This window comes from Vreelandella jeotgali Hwa, assembly GCF_000334215.1.
GTDB classification, from domain to species: Bacteria; Pseudomonadota; Gammaproteobacteria; order Pseudomonadales; family Halomonadaceae; genus Vreelandella; species Vreelandella jeotgali.
This window is the reverse complement of record NZ_AMQY01000018.1, coordinates 1-17,608: the sequence shown is the minus strand read 5'-3', so window position 1 is coordinate 17,608 and position 17,608 is coordinate 1. Positions and strand designations below refer to the sequence as shown.

The window sequence follows — 17,608 nt, the reverse complement described above, 5'->3', positions numbered from 1 at the left end:
AGCATGTTTGTTGATTCCCATTGCCATCTTGACCGCCTGTCGGACAAGACCCACGGCGGCGACCTTGCCGCTACCCTGAGCGCTGCTCGGGAAGCCCACGTCAGTCAGTTTCTCGCCGTGTGCGTCAGCCTTGACGATATGCCCGCGCTGGCGGCCATCGGCCGCGAGCACGAGGATGTGGTCATATCGGCGGGGCTGCACCCCTTGCACACGCCGGCGGTCGAGCCCGACGTTGAGGCCATCCGCGAAGCCGCAAACGACTACCAGGCGGTTGCCATCGGCGAGACCGGGCTGGATTACCACTACCGCGACAGCGTGCCGGAAGCGGTTCAGTACGCCCGTTTCGAGCGTCACCTGATGGCCGCGCGCGAGCTCGAACTGCCGGTGATCGTGCACACGCGGGAAGCCCGCGAGGATACGCTGGCGCTGCTGGAAAAGCATATTGATCCGCAGGTCGGCGGCGTGCTGCACTGCTTTACCGAGGATCTGGACATGGCACGCCGGGCCGTGGGGCTGGGCTTTTATATCTCGCTGTCGGGCATTGTTACCTTCGCCAGCGCGACCGCGTTGCGCGACGTGGCGGCCCGGCTGCCGCTGGATCGTCTGCTGATCGAAACCGACAGCCCCTATCTGGCCCCGGTGCCGCACCGGGGAAAGCCCAACGAGCCGGCCTGGGTGGTCAACGTGGCCGAATGCATTGCCGAAGCGCGGGGCATCAGCGTTGACGAGCTGGCCATGCAGACCACGGCCAACTTTTATCATCTGTTTCGCGCCGCGTCGCCGGACGCCACGCCGGGCCAGCGCGAGTCGCTGACCCGGGCCGGGCTCCTGTCGCCATGAATGCCTGTGATCATAAATACCTGTAACCATGAATACCTTATAGTCATGAATACCTGTAATCATGAAGAACAGGCATGAGTAGCAGGGGTATGAATAACAGGGCATGAAGAGCAGGGCGTGAACCACGCAGGCATGCACAGCGGCCTGCGGGACAGGTGCCGCTCTACCGGCGTCGTCGTTACAGCAGGAAGGAGAAGGTCAGCATGAATCTGGATCGTTTGCTTCAGCACGGCGGTCAGGCGGCGGCCATTCCGCCGGTGGATCAGTGGCAGCCGCCGTTTTGTGGCGATATGCCGCTGGTCATCAAGGCCGATGGCAGCTGGTGGCACGAAGGTACGCCGTTCGCGCGTCCCCGGCTGGTACGTCTTCTGGCGAGTCTCATGCGCCGCGACCCCGAAGGCGTCTGCCTGGTGACTCCCGCCGAGCGGGTGCGTATCGAAGTCGAAGACCGCCCGCTGACCATTGTCACGGCGGAGCGGGATGGCGATGACTGGCGGCTTGTCACCGGGCAGGGCGATGAGCTGATACTCAATGCCGAACATCCCCTGACGATGAGCCGCACGCCCGGCGGCGATGACGCCCCCGAAGTGCCGGTGCGCTTTGGCCTCGAAGCCCGCCTGCACCGCAACGTCTACTATCAGCTGGTGGACGCGGCCGAATCCCGTCGGCGGGACGACGGCCGCGTGGATATCGGCATCGTCAGCGGCGGCGTCTGGCATGTGCTGGGCACGCTGAAGGCCGACGAGGCGGGCATCGCGCCGTGACGTTGACGGCGCAGCAGCAGGCAGTGATCCGCCATCCGGGCGGTCACGCCCGGGTAGCGGCGGTGGCGGGCGCGGGCAAGACCACGACCATGGCGGCTCGGGTGCTGCATCTGCTGGCCCGGGGCGTGGCGCCCCGGCGCATGCTGGTGCTGATGTTCAACCGTTCGGCCAGGGATGACTTCCAGCGCCGGCTGGGCAGCATGGCGCCGGCCGGGCAGGTACTGCCCGACGTGCGCACCTTTCACTCCCTGGGGCACCGGCTGACGCAAAGCCTCTGCCGCTGGGGCGTGCTGGAACCCCGCCGGCTGCTGTCGGCCGACTGGCAGATCGAGCGCCTGCTGCGCCAGGCGAGTCTCAACGTGCTGGAACACCAGCGTGAGCGCCGGGATGCCGCGCTGGAGGGCGACCGGCTGGAAACGCTGGCGCACTACTGCGCGCTGGTCAAGGCCGAGATGACCGGGCCGGCCGACCTCTATGCGCGTCTGGATCTCGACGACGATACCGACTATTTTCCCGCGGCCTTTGCAGAAGCCGAACGCCTGCTGTACGCCGACGGCGTGATGACCTATGCCGACCTGTTGTATCGCCCGCTCAGGGCGCTGGAAGCCGACAGCACGTTGCGCGCTCGGGTCAGAGGGTTTCTCGACCACGTCATCATCGACGAGTATCAGGATATCAATGCCGCCCAGCAGCGGCTGCTGGCGCTGCTCGCGGGGCAGCAGGCCGACGTCATGGCGGTGGGCGATGCCAATCAGTGCATCTATGAATGGCGCGGCGCCCACCCCGACACCATGTTGACCGATTTTACCGCGACCTTTGGTACGGCGACCGACTATCCGCTTTCGGTAACCTTTCGTCACGGCCACGCCCTGGCGTTGGCCGCCAACCATGCGATTGCCGCCAATCGGCGCCGCCCCGACCAGCTCTGCCTGCCCGGCGATACTACCCCGGCGACCCGGGTGTCGGTGGGCCAGGGCACGCGCGCCCTGCTGGATGCGCTGAGTGATTGGCAGGCCCGGGGGCGCAAGCTGGCCGAAAGCTGCCTGCTGGTGCGTAGCTGGGCGCTGTCGGTTCCCTTCCAGCTGGCGTTGCTGCAGGCCGGGCTGCCGTTTTGCCTGGCCCGGGAAGACCGCTTTGTCTTTCGCCTGCCGCTGGTGCAGGCGCTGGCCGGGTATCTCGGGCTGGCGCGGCAGCCGGCCGGGCTGCATGATCCGGCACTATTGCTGCTGCTGCTTTCTCAGCCCACCACTTTTGTGGCGCGGGAGCGTCTCTGGCGGCTGGCCTGTCGCCTGGCCGAGACCCAGCACTGGCCCGAGCGCAGCGATCCGTTGCTGACCGAGCTCAAACCCATGCAGCGCAAAACGCTGAAAAAACGCTGGACGCTGCTGTGCGAACTACCCCGACTGGGTGCCTGGCCCCCGGCCAGGCTTCTACGCCACATCGTCGATAGCGTCGAGGCGGAAAAGGTCCTAAAACGCGCAGCGGCGCGGCGCGACAAGGGCGAGGAAGATGTCCGCCTGCTGGACGTACTCATCGAACAGGCCCAAAGCGTCGACGATCCGGATGCGTTTATCGAGCTGTTGCAGCGGCCGGTACAAAACCAGGCCGAGGGCATACGCATCAGTACGGTGCATGCGGCCAAGGGGCTTGAGTGGCCGCTGGTCTCCGTGGCCGGGGTCAACGAGGAAGACTTTCCCCACTATAGCCGCGATAATCCGCTCACCGACGAGCGTCTGGAAGAAGAGCGCCGGCTGTTTTACGTAGGGATTACCCGCGCCCGGGAAGAGCTTCAGCTGCTGCATGACGGCGGCGAGCATCGCCCCAGCCGCTTCATCGGTGAGTCCGCCTGGCAGGACAGCATGGCCGTGGCTGGTCGGCTGGCCGGGCAAGGGGTGGTTGATACGCCGCTGGCGGTGACCTGCCCAGAGCTGGCGGGCCGCTATCTGGCGGCGCTGGAGCGTGAGGATATCACTCTGACCGCCGCCTCCGTGGCGGACGTATCGCCCGCCCCTCAAGCCGGTCGGGCGACGATGTTTTTCCCCGGTCAGCGACTCCGCCATGCGGTGTTTGGCGACGGTGAAGTCGCCACGGTCGAAGGTAATCCGGATGATCCGGTCATCGACGTGCGTTTTCTGCGCGCCGGGCGGCGACGCCTGATCGCCCGCCGTGCGCCCATCGAGCCGCTGGACGCCGCCCCCGGTTAGCGGTCGGCGGCACAGCCCATCTGCCCATGTGACGGGAGCCAACCATGCAAAATCCCCTGATAACGGCCCAGGCACTGCAGGATGCCCTGGCGAGTACCGAGCCGCCACAACTTCTGGACTGCCGTGCCCGGCTGGACGATGCCGCTGCCGGCGAGCAGCTCTGGCGCGACGGGCATCTGCCCGCCAGCCGGCATCTGGATCTCGACCGCGACCTGGCGGGAGCCGCCGGGCAGGGCGGTCGTCACCCGCTGCCTGATCCCGCGGCGTTTACCGCTGTGGTGCAGCGCCTGGGCATTGACCCCGCTCGACCGGTCGTGGTGTACGACGATCGAGGCGGTCAGCTGGCGGCGGCGCGCGCCTGGTGGATGCTCGCGGTCTGGGCCGGCCATCCCGACGTCCGGGTGCTGGACGGCGGGGTAGAGGTCTGGCAGCAGCAGGGCGGTGAATGGACCGCCGGTGAAAAAACGGCGCATGATGGCATCCCGACGCCGAGCGACTGGCAGCCCCGGTTTGACCACAGCGCCCGGGTCGACGCCGATGCCGTGGCCAAAGGCACGATGCTGCCGGTGGATGCCCGGGCAGCGGCACGCTTTCGCGGTGACAGCGAGCCGGTCGATCCGCTCGCCGGGCATATCCCCGGCGCCGCGTCTCGGCCCAGCGCCGATAATCTGACCGCCGACGGCGTGTTCAAACCGGCAACGACGCTGGAAGCCGAGCTGCCCGATGCATCGGCGGTCGTGGCCTACTGCGGCTCCGGCATCACGGCCTGTCATAATGTGCTGGCCTATGCCGTGGCAGGGCGCGAGCTGCCCCGGCTCTATGCCGGCTCATGGAGCGACTGGATCAGCAGCGGCGAGCGTCCGGTAGCGACCGGCAATGAGGATGCCGGCCGCTGAATCCCGGCCGTTGCGTCGAAAAGGGCCCTGTCACGGAAAGCGCCTGACAGGGCCGGTAGACGGCTGAATGTCGGAATATGGCGGGATATTCGAAGACGGCTACATATTGGGGTAGTTCGGCCCGCCGCCGCCTTCGGGCGCCACCCAGCGAATGTTCTGCGCCGGATCCTTGATGTCGCAGGTCTTGCAGTGCACGCAGTTCTGGAAGTTGATCTGGAATTTCGGCTCGCCGTTATCGTCTTCGACGATCTCGTAGACCCCGGCCGGGCAGTAGCGCTGGGCCGGCTCGGCGTATTTCGGCAGGTTGTCGCGTATGGGCAACGCCGGGTCGTCCAGCTGCAGGTGGCAGGGCTGGTTTTCTTCGTGGTTGGTGTTGGAGAGATAAACCGACGAGGTCTTGTCAAAGGATAGCTTGCCGTCGGGTTTGGGATACTCGATGGGCGTGCATTCCCCGGCAGGCTTGAGCATGGCGTGATCGCTGCCGGTGTCGTGGACGTTGGGCAGGCGGTTGCCCACCAGCTGATTGATGAAGTTGTACGCGCCGCCCAGCATATCGCCGTAGCGGTGAATGGCCGGACCGAAACTGGCGCTGTCGCGGAGTTCGGCAAAGGCCCAGCTGTTCTGCCACCGGGTAGTGAAGCCGGTCAGTTCGCTGCCGCCTTCATCGCCGGCTTCCAGCGCCTCGAAGACGCTTTCGGCGGCGACCATGCCGGACTTCATCGCGGTATGCAGCCCCTTGATTTTGGCAAAGTTGAGCGTGCCGGCATCGCAGCCGATCAGCAGCCCGCCCGGGAAGGTCATGCGCGGCAGGCAGTTGAAGCCGCCCTTGGTCAGAGCGCGTGCGCCGTAGGCCAGACGCTTGCCGCCCGTCAGATGACGGCTGAGCACCGGGTGATGCTTCATGCGCTGGAATTCGTCGAATGGCGAGACGTAGGGGTTGCTGTAGGACAGATCCAGAATCAGCCCGACCACCACCTGGCGGTTATCGGCATGATATAAAAACCAGCCGCCGTGGGTGTCGCCTTCGAGGGGCCAGCCGGTACCGTGCAGCACCAGCCCCGGCTCGTGCTGTTCGGCGGGCACTTCCCAGAGTTCCTTGAGGCCGAGGCCGTAGTGCTGGGGGTCGCTGCCTTCATCCAGTGAAAAGTGCTCGATCAGCTCCTCGCCCAGATGGCCCCGCGCGCCTTCGGCAAACAGCGTATAGCGGGCGCGAAGCTCCATGCCGGGCATGTAGCCGTCCTTGGGGGTGCCGTCGGCGGCAACGCCCATGTCGCCGGTGATGATCCCGGCCACGCGGTTGTCTTCAATGATCGAATGCTGAGCGGCAAAGCCGGGGAATACATCCACGCCGAGCGCTTCGGCCTGCTCCGCGAGCCAGCGGCACAGGTTGCCCGCGCTGGCCACGTAGCGGGTCACGCCGTCGCCGGTGTTATGCATGCTTTTGGGCACTACCGCGCCGGGCATTTTCCAGGCCTTTTGGTCGTCCCTGAGCATATAGACTTCATCGCGCACGGCGGGGGTGTCCAGCGGAGCGCCACGCTCGGCCCAGTCGGGGAAAAGTTCGTCCAGCGCCCGGGGTTCAAAAATGGCGCCGGAGAGGATGTGCGCGCCAACCTCGGAGCCTTTCTCCACCACGCAGACGCTCAGCTCGCGTTCGGCGCTGTTGGCCTGCTGCATCAGCCGGCAGGCGGAGGAAAGCCCTGCCGGTCCGGCGCCCACGATGACGACATCAAACTCCATTACGTCACGTTCCACGTTTTCCATCGTTGTTCTCCTTGCCTGCCGTGATCAGGATAGTTAAAAACGGGTACGACTAATGCATCACTTACTTTAAACAATCGTTTGCTTCAGGGTCACTGCCCTGATCCGCATAATAGAGGAAACGGCGCCACCCTTCGATCACTGCGATGGGCGTATGCCGGTGCGGAGCGCCCGGGCCCGTGGCGTATTATGGGCCCTGCTGTGCCGGTATCGCCGGGTTAATATATACAATCTCGCTTTTCGTCTATATTTTTGCTGGAATACCAACTGTGGCACATTATCCAACCCGGGTACCATCACCTTGATACCTTCGAGATACCTTCGAACCGGGAAACAGCCGAGTCGTATGCGCTCGGATCGGGGCCTGTCGCGGCAGGTCGGGGTTGAACAGCGGTCTGTGAGGCCCCGGTATGCGGTTCCGCAGGCCTGAAACGGAACACATAGCGTTGCAGCGACCATGCAGCGGGAATCTGCAACATAACCAAGCGAGGACACCATGAAAGTACTCGTCGCGGTCAAACGCGTCATCGACTATAACGTCAGGATCCGTGTCAAGCCGGATCAGTCCGACGTTGACCTCACCAACGTCAAGATGGCCATGAACCCCTTCTGCGAGATTGCCGTGGAAGAAGCGGTGCGGCTCAAGGAAAAAGGGGTTGCCAGTGAAATCGTGGTGGCGACCGTTGGTCCCAAATCAGCCCAGGAACAGCTGCGGACGGCGCTGGCGCTGGGCGCCGACCGGGCCATCCACGTCCAGAGCGAAGAACGCGTGGAGTCGCTGGGCGCGGCGAAGGCGCTGGCCAAACTGGTCGATGAAGAAGCGCCCGAGCTGGTGATTCTCGGCAAACAGTCCATCGATACCGACAACAACCAGGCCGGGCAGATGCTGGCAGCGCTGACCGGGCGTGCCCAGGGCACTTTCGCTTCGCAGGTTGATGTCGAGGACGGCAAATTGCATGTCAGCCGTGAAATTGACGGCGGTCTGCAGGCGCTCGAGCTGAGCCTGCCGGCGATTGTCACCACTGACCTGCGCTTGAACGAGCCGCGCTACGCCAAGCTGCCGGATATCATGAAGGCCAAGAAAAAGCCGCTGGACGTGAAAACTCCCGAGGATCTGGGCGTTGACGTATCCAACAAGCTCAACCTGCTCAAGGTCGAGCCGCCGGCCGAGCGCCAGGGTGGCGTTAAGGTGGACTCCGTTGACGAGCTCCTGGACAAACTCAAGAACGAAGCCAAGGTGATTTGATGAGTATTCTGGTTCTGGCTGAACATCAGGATGGCGTGCTGGACGGCGCAACCGCTCACGTGGTCGCGGCGGCAAAGGCAATCGGCGGCGATATCGACGTGCTCGTCGCGGGTGAGGGCGTTGGCGGCGTAGCGGATGCAGCCGCGCGGCTGGACGGCGTCAGCCGGGTGCGCGTGGCCGACGACGGCGTGCTGGCGCATCAGCTGGCCGAGCCTCTGAGCGAGCTGCTGGTCGCGCTGGCGGACGACTACAGCCATTTGCTCGCCGCCGCTTCGACCAACGGCAAGAACGTGCTCCCGCGGGTCGCCGCGCTGAAGGATGTCGCCCAGCTGTCGGACATTATTGCCGTGGAGTCTGCCGATACCTTCAAGCGTCCGATCTACGCCGGCAACGCCATTGCCACGGTGCAGAGCGAGGACGCGCTGAAGGTCATCACCGTGCGGGCCACCGGCTTTGACGCCGTGGGCGAAAGCGAGGATAGCGCCGCGATCGAGGCCGTGGAACAGAGTGTCAGCAACGAACTCTCGGTTTTCGTCAAGGAAACGCTGGCCGAAAGCGACCGTCCCGACCTGAGCGCGGCACCGGTGGTCATTTCCGGCGGTCGCGGCATGGGCAACGGCGATAACTTCCGTCTGCTCAATACCGTCGCCGACAAGCTCGGTGCTGCGGTAGGGGCATCCCGCGCGGCGGTGGATGCCGGCTTTGTGCCCAACGATATGCAGGTGGGCCAGACGGGCAAGATTGTCGCGCCCGATCTGTATATTGCCGTAGGGATTTCCGGTGCCATCCAGCACCTGGCGGGGATGAAGGATTCCCGAGTGATTGCCGCCATCAACAAGGATGAGGACGCGCCCATCTTCCAGGTCGCCGATTACGGCCTGGTCGGGGACCTGTTCGAGATACTGCCCGAGCTGGAAGGCAAGCTCGAGGATAGCTGACGCGGCACGCGCCGGGTCCTGGAGCCGCTGTCGGCATGCCGTCGGGAATCGAGGCCAGCCGGCAGCGGCTTTTTTCCGTGCGGCGCATTCGCTATACTGGCAATAGTTGACGATAACGCTGGGTCAAGGAAAAGCTAATATCATTCAGCTCGCCTACCCACGCCTACCCATGGTGTCGGTGGTTGAAATCCCCCCGACCCGTCCGCATCTTGTCAGGTGGCAACAAAAGCAAGGCAACATCATAACGCAAGGAGAGTAAGACAATGGCACATACACTGCCCGAACTACCCTACGCTTACGATGCACTCGAGCCGCACATCGACGCGCTGACCATGGAAATTCACCATTCGCGTCACCACAACACCTACGTCAACAACCTCAACGCCACCCTCGAAGGCACGGGGCTGGAAGACGTGCCGGTGGAAGAGCTGCTGGCCGATCTGAGCCGTGTACCGGAAGACAAGCGCCAGGCCGTGATCAACAACGGTGGCGGCGTTGCCAACCACACCATGTTCTGGCAAATGATGTCGCCCAGCGGCGGCGGTCAGCCCCACGGTGACGTGGCCAAGGCCATCGATGCCGAGCTGGGCGGTTACGAAGCCTTTCAGGAAGCGCTGAAAAAGGCGGCGCTGGGTCGCTTCGGCAGCGGCTGGGCATGGCTATCCGTCACGTCCGACAAGAAGCTGGTAGTGGAAAACACCCTCAACCAGGACAGCCCGATTTCTCACGGCAACACGCCGATTCTGGGGCTGGACGTCTGGGAGCACGCCTACTACCTCAAGTACCAGAACAAGCGCCCGGACTACATCGCAGCGTTCTTCAACGTCATCAACTGGGAAGACGTCGAGCGCCGCTACCAGGCCGCCGTTGCCTAACTGATACCCGCAACGCTGCCCTGACGGCAGCGAGATGAAAACCGCCCGCCGGTACGACCGGTGGGCGGTTTTTGTTTGTCTGCCCCCGTATTTTCTCCGATTATCCGCGCCTTTTCGCGGCGTTTCCTGCCCGTTTTCCCGCCCGAGCACCGTCCATTAGCATAAAATCCAACGCTTCGATAGCTTGACACCGCGCCTTTATCCTCTTTTTTTCGACAGCTACATATAGTGCTATCCAGGCCTTGAAGTACGCTATATATACTATATATTGTGTTTCGAGGCGAGGCGCTGCAGGCGCCCGACTCACTTGTTATCGACATTATGCGCGGTGAGGATATTTGATCATGGCAATTACGGTGTACAGCGCAGCTTCGTGCGTGCAGTGCAAGGCAACCTACCGGGAACTGGAAAAGCAGGGCCTTTCTTATACCGTTATCAATCTGGACGAGACGCCCGAAGCCAGAGACGACCTGGTGCAGCTGGGCCATCGTCAGCTCCCCGTGGTGACCGCGGGAGAGGTTCACTGGTCGGGCTTCCGTCCCGATCGTATTCGCGAACTCACCGCCGCCACGGCATGAGCACCGCGCCGCAGCTGGTGTATTTCTCCACCAGGTCGGGAAATACACGCCGCTTTATCGAAAAGCTCGACCTGCCCGCCGAGCGCATTCCCTTCGAGAAGGATGCATCGCCGCTGAAAGTCGAGTCGCCCTATATTCTGGTGGTGCCCAGCTACGGCGGCGGCAGCGTCGCCGGCGCCGTGCCCAAACCGGTGATTCATTTCCTCAACGATGAACACAACCGGCAATGGATTCGCGGCGTGATTGCGGCGGGCAATACCAACTTCGGCACCGCCTACGGCATCGCCGGTCGCATCGTCGCCGAGAAATGCCGGGTGCCGCTTTTATATCGTTTTGAGCTGTTTGGCACCGCACAGGACGTTGCCAACGTACGTCAGGGAGTTACCTCGTTTTGGCCACCACATCCGTAGCACCGGCGCCTTCCCGGCAGGCTTCACAAACGCTGGATTATCACGCGCTCAACGCCATGCTCAACCTGTACGGCGCCGACGGCCGCCTGCAGCTGGACAAGGACCGCGAAGCGGCGCGCCAGTATTTTCTCCAGCACGTCAATCAGAACACGGTGTTTTTCCACTCGTTGGAAGAAAAGCTCGACTACCTCGTGGAGGAGGGCTACTACGAAGCCGAGATGCTCGCGCAGTACGACGCCGCCTTTATCAAGTCGCTGTTCGAGCAGGCCTACGCCTGGAAATTCCGCTTTTCCAGCTTTCTCGGCGCGTTCAAGTACTACACCAGCTACACGCTCAAGACCTTCGACGGCAAGCGCTACCTCGAGCGCTTTGAAGACCGCGTGTGCATGGTCGCGCTGACGCTGGCTCGGGGCGATGAGGCGCTGGCCCAAGCGCTGGTCGAGGAGATCATCAACGGCCGCTTTCAGCCGGCCACGCCGACGTTTCTCAACTGCGGCAAGCGCCAGCGCGGCGAGCTGGTGTCGTGCTTTCTGATGCGCATCGAAGACAACATGGAGTCCATCGGTCGCTCGATCAATTCGGCGTTGCAGCTGTCCAAGCGCGGCGGCGGGGTGGCATTTCTGCTGAGCAATATCCGCGAGCAGGGCGCGCCGATCAAACGTATCGAGAACCAGTCGTCGGGCATTATCCCGATCATGAAGCTGCTGGAGGACGCGTTTTCCTACGCCAACCAGCTGGGCGCGCGGCAGGGGGCCGGGGCGGTGTACCTGAATGCCCACCATCCGGACATTCTGCACTTCATGGATACCAAGCGCGAAAACGCCGACGAAAAAATCCGCATCAAGACGCTGTCCATGGGCGTCAGCATTCCTGACATTACCTTTGAGCTGGCGAAAAACAACGAGGAAATGTATCTGTTTTCGCCCTACGACGTGGAGCAGGTCTACGGCGTGCCGTTTGGCGATATCAGCGTGACGGAAAAATATCACGAAATGGTCGCCGACAAACGTATTCACAAAAGCCGCATCAATGCCCGGGCGTTTTTCCAGACGCTGGCCGAGCTGCAGTTTGAATCCGGCTACCCCTACGTGCTGTTTGAAGACAGCGCCAACCGCGATAACCCCATCGCCGGGCGCATCAACATGAGCAATCTCTGCTCGGAGATTCTGCAGGTCAATACCCCCAGCCGCTATGACGAGGATCTCGGCTATGAACACGTCGGCGAGGATATTTCCTGCAACCTGGGCTCGATGAATATCGCCAAAGTCATGGACAGCGGCGCTATCGGCTCAAGCGTGGAAACCGCCGTGCGCGGGCTGACCGCGGTGTCGGAAATGAGCAACCTGTCCTCGGTGCCGTCGGTGGCCAACGGCAACGCCCGGTCGCGGGCGATTGGTCTGGGGCAGATGAACCTTCACGGCTTTCTTGCCCGCGAGCATATCTACTACGGCTCGGAAGAAGGGCTGGACTTTACCAACCTGTATTTCTACACCGTGGCGTATCACGCGCTGCGCGCTTCCAACCGCCTGGCCATCGAAAAGGGCGACACCTTCAAGGGCTTTGCCGACTCGCGCTACGCCGATGGCAGCTTCTTCGATAAATATACCGACGACGTCTGGGCGCCGCGTACCGACAAGGTCAAGGGCCTGTTTGAGCGGTCGGGCATAGCCCTGCCCAGCCAAGACGACTGGCGTGAGCTGAAAGCCTCCGTCATGGCCCACGGCCTGTATAACCGCAACCTCCAGGCGATTCCGCCCACCGGCTCGATTTCGTATATCAACCATGCCACATCGAGTATTCACCCGGTGGCCGCAAAAATCGAAATCCGCAAGGAGGGCAAGCTCGGGCGCGCCTACTACCCGGCGCCGTATCTCAACGACGAGAACATGACGTACTTTCAGGACGCCTACGAAATCGGCGCGGAAAAGATCATCGACACCTACGCCGAAGCCACCCAACACGTGGATCAGGGGCTGTCGCTGACGCTGTTTTTCCCCGATACCGCCACCACGCGGGATATCAACCGTACCCAGATCTACGCCTGGCGCAAGGGTATCAAGACGCTTTACTACATCCGCCTGCGCCAGGCCGCGTTGGCGGGTACCGAAGTCGAAGGCTGCGTGTCCTGCACGCTGTAAACCCTATCCACGAATTCAGATTTCAAGTGAGCAACATGACCGATATGCAAGCGCCCGCGGCTCCCAAACTGTCGCGGATTGATGCGATCAACTGGAATCGCCTTCAGGACGACAAGGATCTGGAGGTGTGGAATCGCCTGACCAGCAACTTCTGGCTGCCGGAAAAGGTCCCGCTGTCCAACGATATTCAGTCGTGGAAGACGCTGACCGCCGAAGAACAGCAGTTGACCATCCGCGTATTTACCGGGTTGACGCTGCTGGATACCATTCAGAGCAGCGTCGGCGCGCCGTCGCTGATGCCCGATGCACGTACGCCCCACGAAGAGGCAGTCTACGCCAATATCACTTTCATGGAGGCGGTGCACGCGCGCTCCTACAGCTCGATTTTTTCCACGCTGTGCGCTACCCAGGACGTCGACGATGCCTTCCGCTGGAGCGAGGAGAACCCCACGTTGCAGGCGAAATCCACGCTGATTCTGGATCGCTACTATTCCGACGATCCGCTGATGCGCAAGGTGGCCAGCGTGTTTCTCGAATCGTTTCTGTTCTATTCGGGCTTTTTTCTGCCCATGTACTGGTCGAGCCACGCCAAGCTGACCAACACCGCCGATCTGATCCGCCTGATCATTCGCGACGAAGCGGTACACGGCTACTACATCGGCTACAAGTTCCAGCTGGCTTACGAAGAAGCCACGCCCGAGCGTCAGGCCGAAGTGAAGGACTACGCCTATGGCCTGCTGATGGAGCTCTACGACAACGAGGTCAAATATACCGAGTCGCTGTACGACGGCGTGGGGCTCACCGAGGACGTCAAGAAGTTCCTGCATTACAACGCCAATAAGGCGCTGATGAATCTGGGCTTCGAGGCGCTTTTCCCGGATACCATCACCGACGTGGATCCCACCATCATGGCGGCGCTGGCGCCCAACGCCGATGAAAACCACGACTTCTTCTCCGGCTCCGGGTCGTCCTACGTGATCGGCCGCGCCGAAGCTACCGAGGATGACGACTGGGCGTTTTGATGCTCCTTGCCGGCCTTGACGCGGAGATCGGCATCGGCGTTGACCTTTTATCAATGATAAGCATTGTCATTCATGGCAAAAGTGGTAAGCTACGCAGCGTTCATATAAGTCGTTAATGTAAATCATTCCTTTCTTTTCAGCGGTCTTGTATAGTGTTCGCTGCCCGGCGCAGGGTCGCGGAGCAAGACATCGCTGATGCGGTTGCGGAGGTTCCCTTGAGTCACCCCTTTCGAGCAGCAGCGTATGGCCTGGCGCGGGCCGGCATTACCGCCGGGCTGCTGTCAGTGAGCGCGTCATTGGCCGCCGATACGCCGGCGGAGGAGGGTGTCAGGGCCCAGCAGTCGCAGGCGCAGCTACAGGAGCAGATTGATCAGGCCGGTCAGGCAACGAAGACCAGGCTCGCCGAGCTGCGGGAGTTGGAAGACGCGACCCGTTCGTTGCGCCACGATAACGCCCGGCGTGGTCGTCGCCTGGCCGACGAAGCCGGGCGCCAACGCCGTCTGGCCGACGCGCTGAGTACCCTCGAACAGACCCGCCAGGCGTTGCCGCGTATCGAGGACGCCATGGTTCGGCAGCTACGGGCATTTATCCGCCAGGATATGCCGTTTCTCGAAGACGAAAGGTTGGCGCGCGTGGAGGGTGACAGCGAGGCGTTGGAAACCCCCGAGCATATTCGTCGGCTGTTGAAAACCTGGCGCACGGAGTTGGCCTACGGCCGCGAGATCGATACCTGGCGCGGTCGCCTGAAGCAGGACGATGACACGGCACGCGAGGTGGATTTTCTGCGCCTGGGCCGTATCGGCTGGTACTACGTGACGCCCGACGGTCGCGAGGGCGGCGTATGGCACAGCGATAGCAATGAATGGCAGCCGTTAAGCGAGGCGGCGCGGCGCGAGGTGCGCCACGGTCTGGCGATTGCCGAGGACAAGCGCGCCCCGGAGCTGTTAACCGTGCCCCTGTCTATCGGCGTCGACGACGCCGGAGAACAGGCCATTGGCGTTGACGACGCCAGCGAAAAGGTTATCGGCGTAGATGACGCCGAAGAACAGGCCATCGGCGTCAATGACGCCGGCAAAGACGAAAACAGCCGGGGAGACCGCACATGAGCGCCTGTCGAATGCTGCCGGGAATCCTGGTGACGGTCGTGCTGTCGTTGTGTTCAAGCGCGGCGGCGTCAAGCGGTGAAGCCAGGGCCGGCGACGCGGCCGAGAATTCGCCGGTATCGCTGAGCCAGGCCCGCCAGGCCGCCGAATGGCGCGATCAGCAGCGGCTGATGGCGCTGCTCGAGGATAAAAAGGCGCTGGAAAGCGCGCTGGCCGATGCCCGGGAAGCCCATGCCCGGGTCAGCCGCGAGGATACTGCGCTGCGTATCGAAGAGGGGGCCCGAGCCCTCAACGGCGCCCGACTGGAAAGCCGCCAAAGCGACCAGGACGACAGCCTCGCCGGCCTGCTGTCGGCACTTTCGCGCCACGGCACCGAGGTGCGCAACGAGCTGGGCGATGATAGCTGGCTGGCGCTGGGCGATACGCCGCTGCCGCTGCGACTCGAAGATGCCCGGGTGCTGGAGCAGCGCCAGCTGGAAGACGTGGTCGACAGCCTGGCCGCGCTGACCCGGGCGACGGGCCTGGCCAGCGCCATGACGTTGCCCGTGGTGGAGGCTGACGGCGCGGTTCGACAGCATCGAATAGTGCGGCTGGGCGACTTTGCGGCCTTTACCCCGAAGATGTTGCTGGCGCGCTCGGGCGAGAGCGATAACCCGGCGCTGGAGCCCGACACTCCCCATGAGATTAGCCGCTGGCTGTCCGACTACGTCGACGGCAATAACCGTACCCTGGCCGTCGACCCGACGCGGGGTCGCGTCGTCGAGGCGCTGACCCGGAGCCCGAGCCTGTGGCAACGCTTTCATCAGGGCGGCTACGTGGGCTATATCGTCGTCGGGCTGGGGCTTATCGGCCTGTTGGTAGCGGCGCTCCAGTACGCCTACTTGCTCACCATCAGCGCACGGGTGCACCGCCAGCAGCGTACGCTGCCAACGCTCCGGGCTCATAACCCCCTGGGTCGGGTATTGCGGCGTTTTGCCCGAATGGATGGGCAGCAAACGCCCGAAGCGCTGGAGGCCCGGCTCGATGAAGCCATACTGGCCGAGATTCCGCGGCTGGAGCGCGGCCAGCCGCTGGTCAAGCTGCTGGCCGCGATTGCGCCGCTACTCGGTCTTCTCGGCACCGTTACCGGCATGATCGTGACGTTTCAGGCGATTACCGTGTTTGGTACCGGCGACCCACAGCGGATGGCGGGCGGCATCAGCCAGGCGCTGGTGACGACCGTGCTGGGCTTGATCACCGCCGTGCCGCTGCTGTTTGCGCAAACGGCGCTGTCCAGCCGTAGCCGGGCGCTCACACAGATTATCGAAGGCCAGGCCAGCGCTGCCCTGGCCACCCGGATTGAAGCAGACGCGCCCGAAGAGGCCGCGCCATGACGTTGCCGCCGCTGCTGGTGGAGCCAATAGAGCGCTTGCTGGATGCCGGCGGGCCGGTACTGATCGTGTTGGCCGCTGTGGCGCTGCTGGTATTCAGCATGGGCGTGGAGCGCCTGGGATTTTACTACCTGAGCTGGCGCCCGGCGCGTCGGCAGCTGGTGCGCTATTGGGCCGCCCGGGAAGACCACCACAGCTGGAGCGCGCATACCCTGCGCGACGTCTGGGCCGATGCGCTCATGGCGCGCATGCGGCGGCCGCTGCCCTGGCTCAAACTGCTGGTGGCGCTATGCCCGCTGCTGGGGCTGTTGGGCACGGTGACCGGCATGATCAGCGTCTTCGACAGCCTGGCGCTCAGCGACACTGGCCAGGCGCGCGCCATGGCCGACGGCGTGGCCCGGGCGACGCTGCCCACGCTGACGGGCATGGCGATCGCCGTGGTCGGACTGCTGTTTATCAGCCGCCTGGAGCACGTTATTCGCCGAGAGGATCAGCGGCTCCACGATCGTCTGGCTCGGGCGCTGGAGACGCACCACCAGGCAGGAGAGCAACGCCATGCGTAGACGCCGTTCGCTGGAGTCAGGCGACGATAGCAGCGAAGTCAATCTCACGCCGATGCTCGACGTGGTCTTCATTATGCTGATCTTTTTCATCGTCACTACCAGTTTCGTCAAGGAAAGCGGCGTGGAGATCGAGCGGCCCGAAGCCAGCGCGGCAACACCACGGCCGGATACCCAGGTGCTGGTGGCACTGACGAGCGAAGGCGCAGTCTGGGTCGATGGCGACCCGGTGGACACGCACCGGGTCGGGCCGGAAGTGGCCGGCATGGTCAGCGATGACGGCGGGGTGGTGATTCAGGCGGACCGTCGCGCCGATACCGGCCTGTTGATCAAGGTTATGGATCGCCTGAAACAGGCCGGCGTTGACGATGTCGCCGTGGCGGCCAGGCGTGATGCGTCATGAGGGTAAGCGTGTCGTGGGGCCCGGAGGCGCCGAGTGGAAGAAAGCGCAGAGCCGGTAAGGATCGCGATGAGGGTGGCAGTGAGGATCATGATGCGTAGCGTGTCATCGCTTTTGGGTCGCAGCTCTTCGCTGCTGGGCGGTGCCGCGCTGGCGCTGGGCCTGTTCTGGCTGTTGGCCATGCTGGTAATGCCACCCGATGCCGAGACACAACAGCCGGTGGAAACGATGACGCTGTCGATGACCGAAGCGCCGCCGCCCCGGCCCGACAACGCTACATCGGCAGAAAGCGTGCCCGAACCGGCAGCGGATACGCCGCCGCCCGTCCCGACGCCGTCAAGCGTTCCCCAAAGCGAGATCAAGCTGGCGGAGACCCGGCTGCCCGACGCTCCGGCAGAAGACGTAGCGCTGGATAGCCAACTGCCCGAGCTCAACGAGGCTTTGCCCGAACCCGAACCCGAACCCGAACCCGAACCCGAACCCGAACCCCGAACCGAACCCGA

At 63.3% G+C, this 17,608-nt stretch carries 16 protein-coding genes and 1 pseudogene; 16 read left to right on the top strand and 1 reads right to left on the bottom strand.

Translation table 11 applies throughout. The features are described 5' to 3' along the window. The first annotated feature begins 3 nt into the window (after window positions 1–3). The 4 genes from C793_RS0108830 (at window position 4) to C793_RS0108815 (ending at window position 4,704) form a co-directional block, all read left to right on the top strand. Window positions 4–840 carry a TatD family hydrolase gene (locus tag C793_RS0108830; protein ID WP_017430577.1) on the top strand — a complete coding sequence of 279 codons (837 nt, stop codon included), beginning with the start codon at window positions 4–6 and terminating at the stop codon, window positions 838–840. Between the two features lie 203 nt (window positions 841–1,043). Next, window positions 1,044–1,604, top strand: a complete 561-nt coding sequence (locus tag C793_RS0108825) for a DUF1285 domain-containing protein (protein WP_017430576.1) — start codon at window positions 1,044–1,046, stop codon at window positions 1,602–1,604. Further along, window positions 1,601–3,808, top strand: a complete 2,208-nt coding sequence (locus tag C793_RS0108820; RefSeq protein ID WP_017430575.1) for an ATP-dependent helicase — start codon at window positions 1,601–1,603, stop codon at window positions 3,806–3,808. The genes C793_RS0108825 and C793_RS0108820 overlap by 4 nt, the downstream gene beginning before the upstream one ends. Window positions 3,809–3,852: 44 nt before the next feature. Further along, window positions 3,853–4,704 carry a sulfurtransferase gene (locus C793_RS0108815; RefSeq protein ID WP_017430574.1) on the top strand — a complete coding sequence of 284 codons (852 nt, stop codon included), beginning with the start codon at window positions 3,853–3,855 and terminating at the stop codon, window positions 4,702–4,704. A gap of 99 nt (window positions 4,705–4,803) precedes the next feature. Here C793_RS0108815 and C793_RS0108810 read toward each other — a convergent pair whose 3' ends face one another. Further along, complete coding sequence (locus C793_RS0108810) at window positions 4,804–6,468, bottom strand: electron transfer flavoprotein-ubiquinone oxidoreductase (RefSeq protein ID WP_017430573.1); 1,665 nt, start codon at window positions 6,466–6,468, stop codon at window positions 4,804–4,806. Window positions 6,469–6,961: 493 nt separating this feature from the next. Between C793_RS0108810 and C793_RS0108805 the strand changes: the two genes are divergently transcribed. From C793_RS0108805 to C793_RS0108750, 12 genes and pseudogenes are all read left to right on the top strand, one after another. After that, entirely contained in the window at window positions 6,962–7,711 is a 750-nt protein-coding gene (locus C793_RS0108805; RefSeq protein ID WP_017430572.1) for an electron transfer flavoprotein subunit beta/FixA family protein, read from the top strand. Then, window positions 7,711–8,649, top strand: a complete 939-nt coding sequence (locus C793_RS0108800; RefSeq protein WP_017430571.1) for an electron transfer flavoprotein subunit alpha/FixB family protein — start codon at window positions 7,711–7,713, stop codon at window positions 8,647–8,649. The genes C793_RS0108805 and C793_RS0108800 overlap by 1 nt, the downstream gene beginning before the upstream one ends. A gap of 263 nt (window positions 8,650–8,912) precedes the next feature. Next, a complete protein-coding gene (locus tag C793_RS0108795; protein WP_017430570.1) occupies window positions 8,913–9,524 on the top strand; it encodes a superoxide dismutase in 612 nt (203 codons plus the stop codon). 344 nt (window positions 9,525–9,868) lie between these two features. Next, window positions 9,869–10,102 (top strand): glutaredoxin-like protein NrdH, encoded by a 234-nt coding sequence (nrdH, locus tag C793_RS0108790; protein WP_017430569.1) that lies wholly within the window; start codon window positions 9,869–9,871, stop codon window positions 10,100–10,102. Further along, entirely contained in the window at window positions 10,099–10,512 is a 414-nt protein-coding gene (gene nrdI, locus C793_RS0108785) for a class Ib ribonucleoside-diphosphate reductase assembly flavoprotein NrdI (protein ID WP_017430568.1), read from the top strand. Before nrdH ends, nrdI begins: the two co-directional genes overlap by 4 nt. Beyond that, window positions 10,494–12,650 (top strand): class 1b ribonucleoside-diphosphate reductase subunit alpha, encoded by a 2,157-nt coding sequence (nrdE, locus tag C793_RS0108780; protein WP_017430567.1) that lies wholly within the window; start codon window positions 10,494–10,496, stop codon window positions 12,648–12,650. The genes nrdI and nrdE overlap by 19 nt, the downstream gene beginning before the upstream one ends. Before the next feature lie 35 nt (window positions 12,651–12,685). Continuing rightward, window positions 12,686–13,672, top strand: coding sequence for a class 1b ribonucleoside-diphosphate reductase subunit beta (gene nrdF / locus C793_RS0108775; protein ID WP_017430566.1), 987 nt, complete (start codon window positions 12,686–12,688; stop codon window positions 13,670–13,672). A gap of 215 nt (window positions 13,673–13,887) precedes the next feature. Further along, window positions 13,888–14,778: a DUF3450 domain-containing protein gene (locus C793_RS13720; protein WP_245550211.1), complete on the top strand. Its 891-nt coding sequence runs from the start codon at window positions 13,888–13,890 to the stop codon at window positions 14,776–14,778. Then, window positions 14,775–16,148, top strand: coding sequence for a MotA/TolQ/ExbB proton channel family protein (locus tag C793_RS0108765; RefSeq protein WP_245550210.1), 1,374 nt, complete (start codon window positions 14,775–14,777; stop codon window positions 16,146–16,148). Before C793_RS13720 ends, C793_RS0108765 begins: the two co-directional genes overlap by 4 nt. After that, entirely contained in the window at window positions 16,145–16,708 is a 564-nt protein-coding gene (locus C793_RS0108760) for a MotA/TolQ/ExbB proton channel family protein (RefSeq protein WP_017430563.1), read from the top strand. The genes C793_RS0108765 and C793_RS0108760 overlap by 4 nt, the downstream gene beginning before the upstream one ends. Then, complete coding sequence (locus tag C793_RS0108755) at window positions 16,701–17,108, top strand: ExbD/TolR family protein (protein WP_017430562.1); 408 nt, start codon at window positions 16,701–16,703, stop codon at window positions 17,106–17,108. The genes C793_RS0108760 and C793_RS0108755 overlap by 8 nt, the downstream gene beginning before the upstream one ends. 87 nt (window positions 17,109–17,195) lie before the next feature. After that, window positions 17,196–17,608 (top strand): annotated as a pseudogene (locus C793_RS0108750) (iron transporter); the annotation flags it as partial.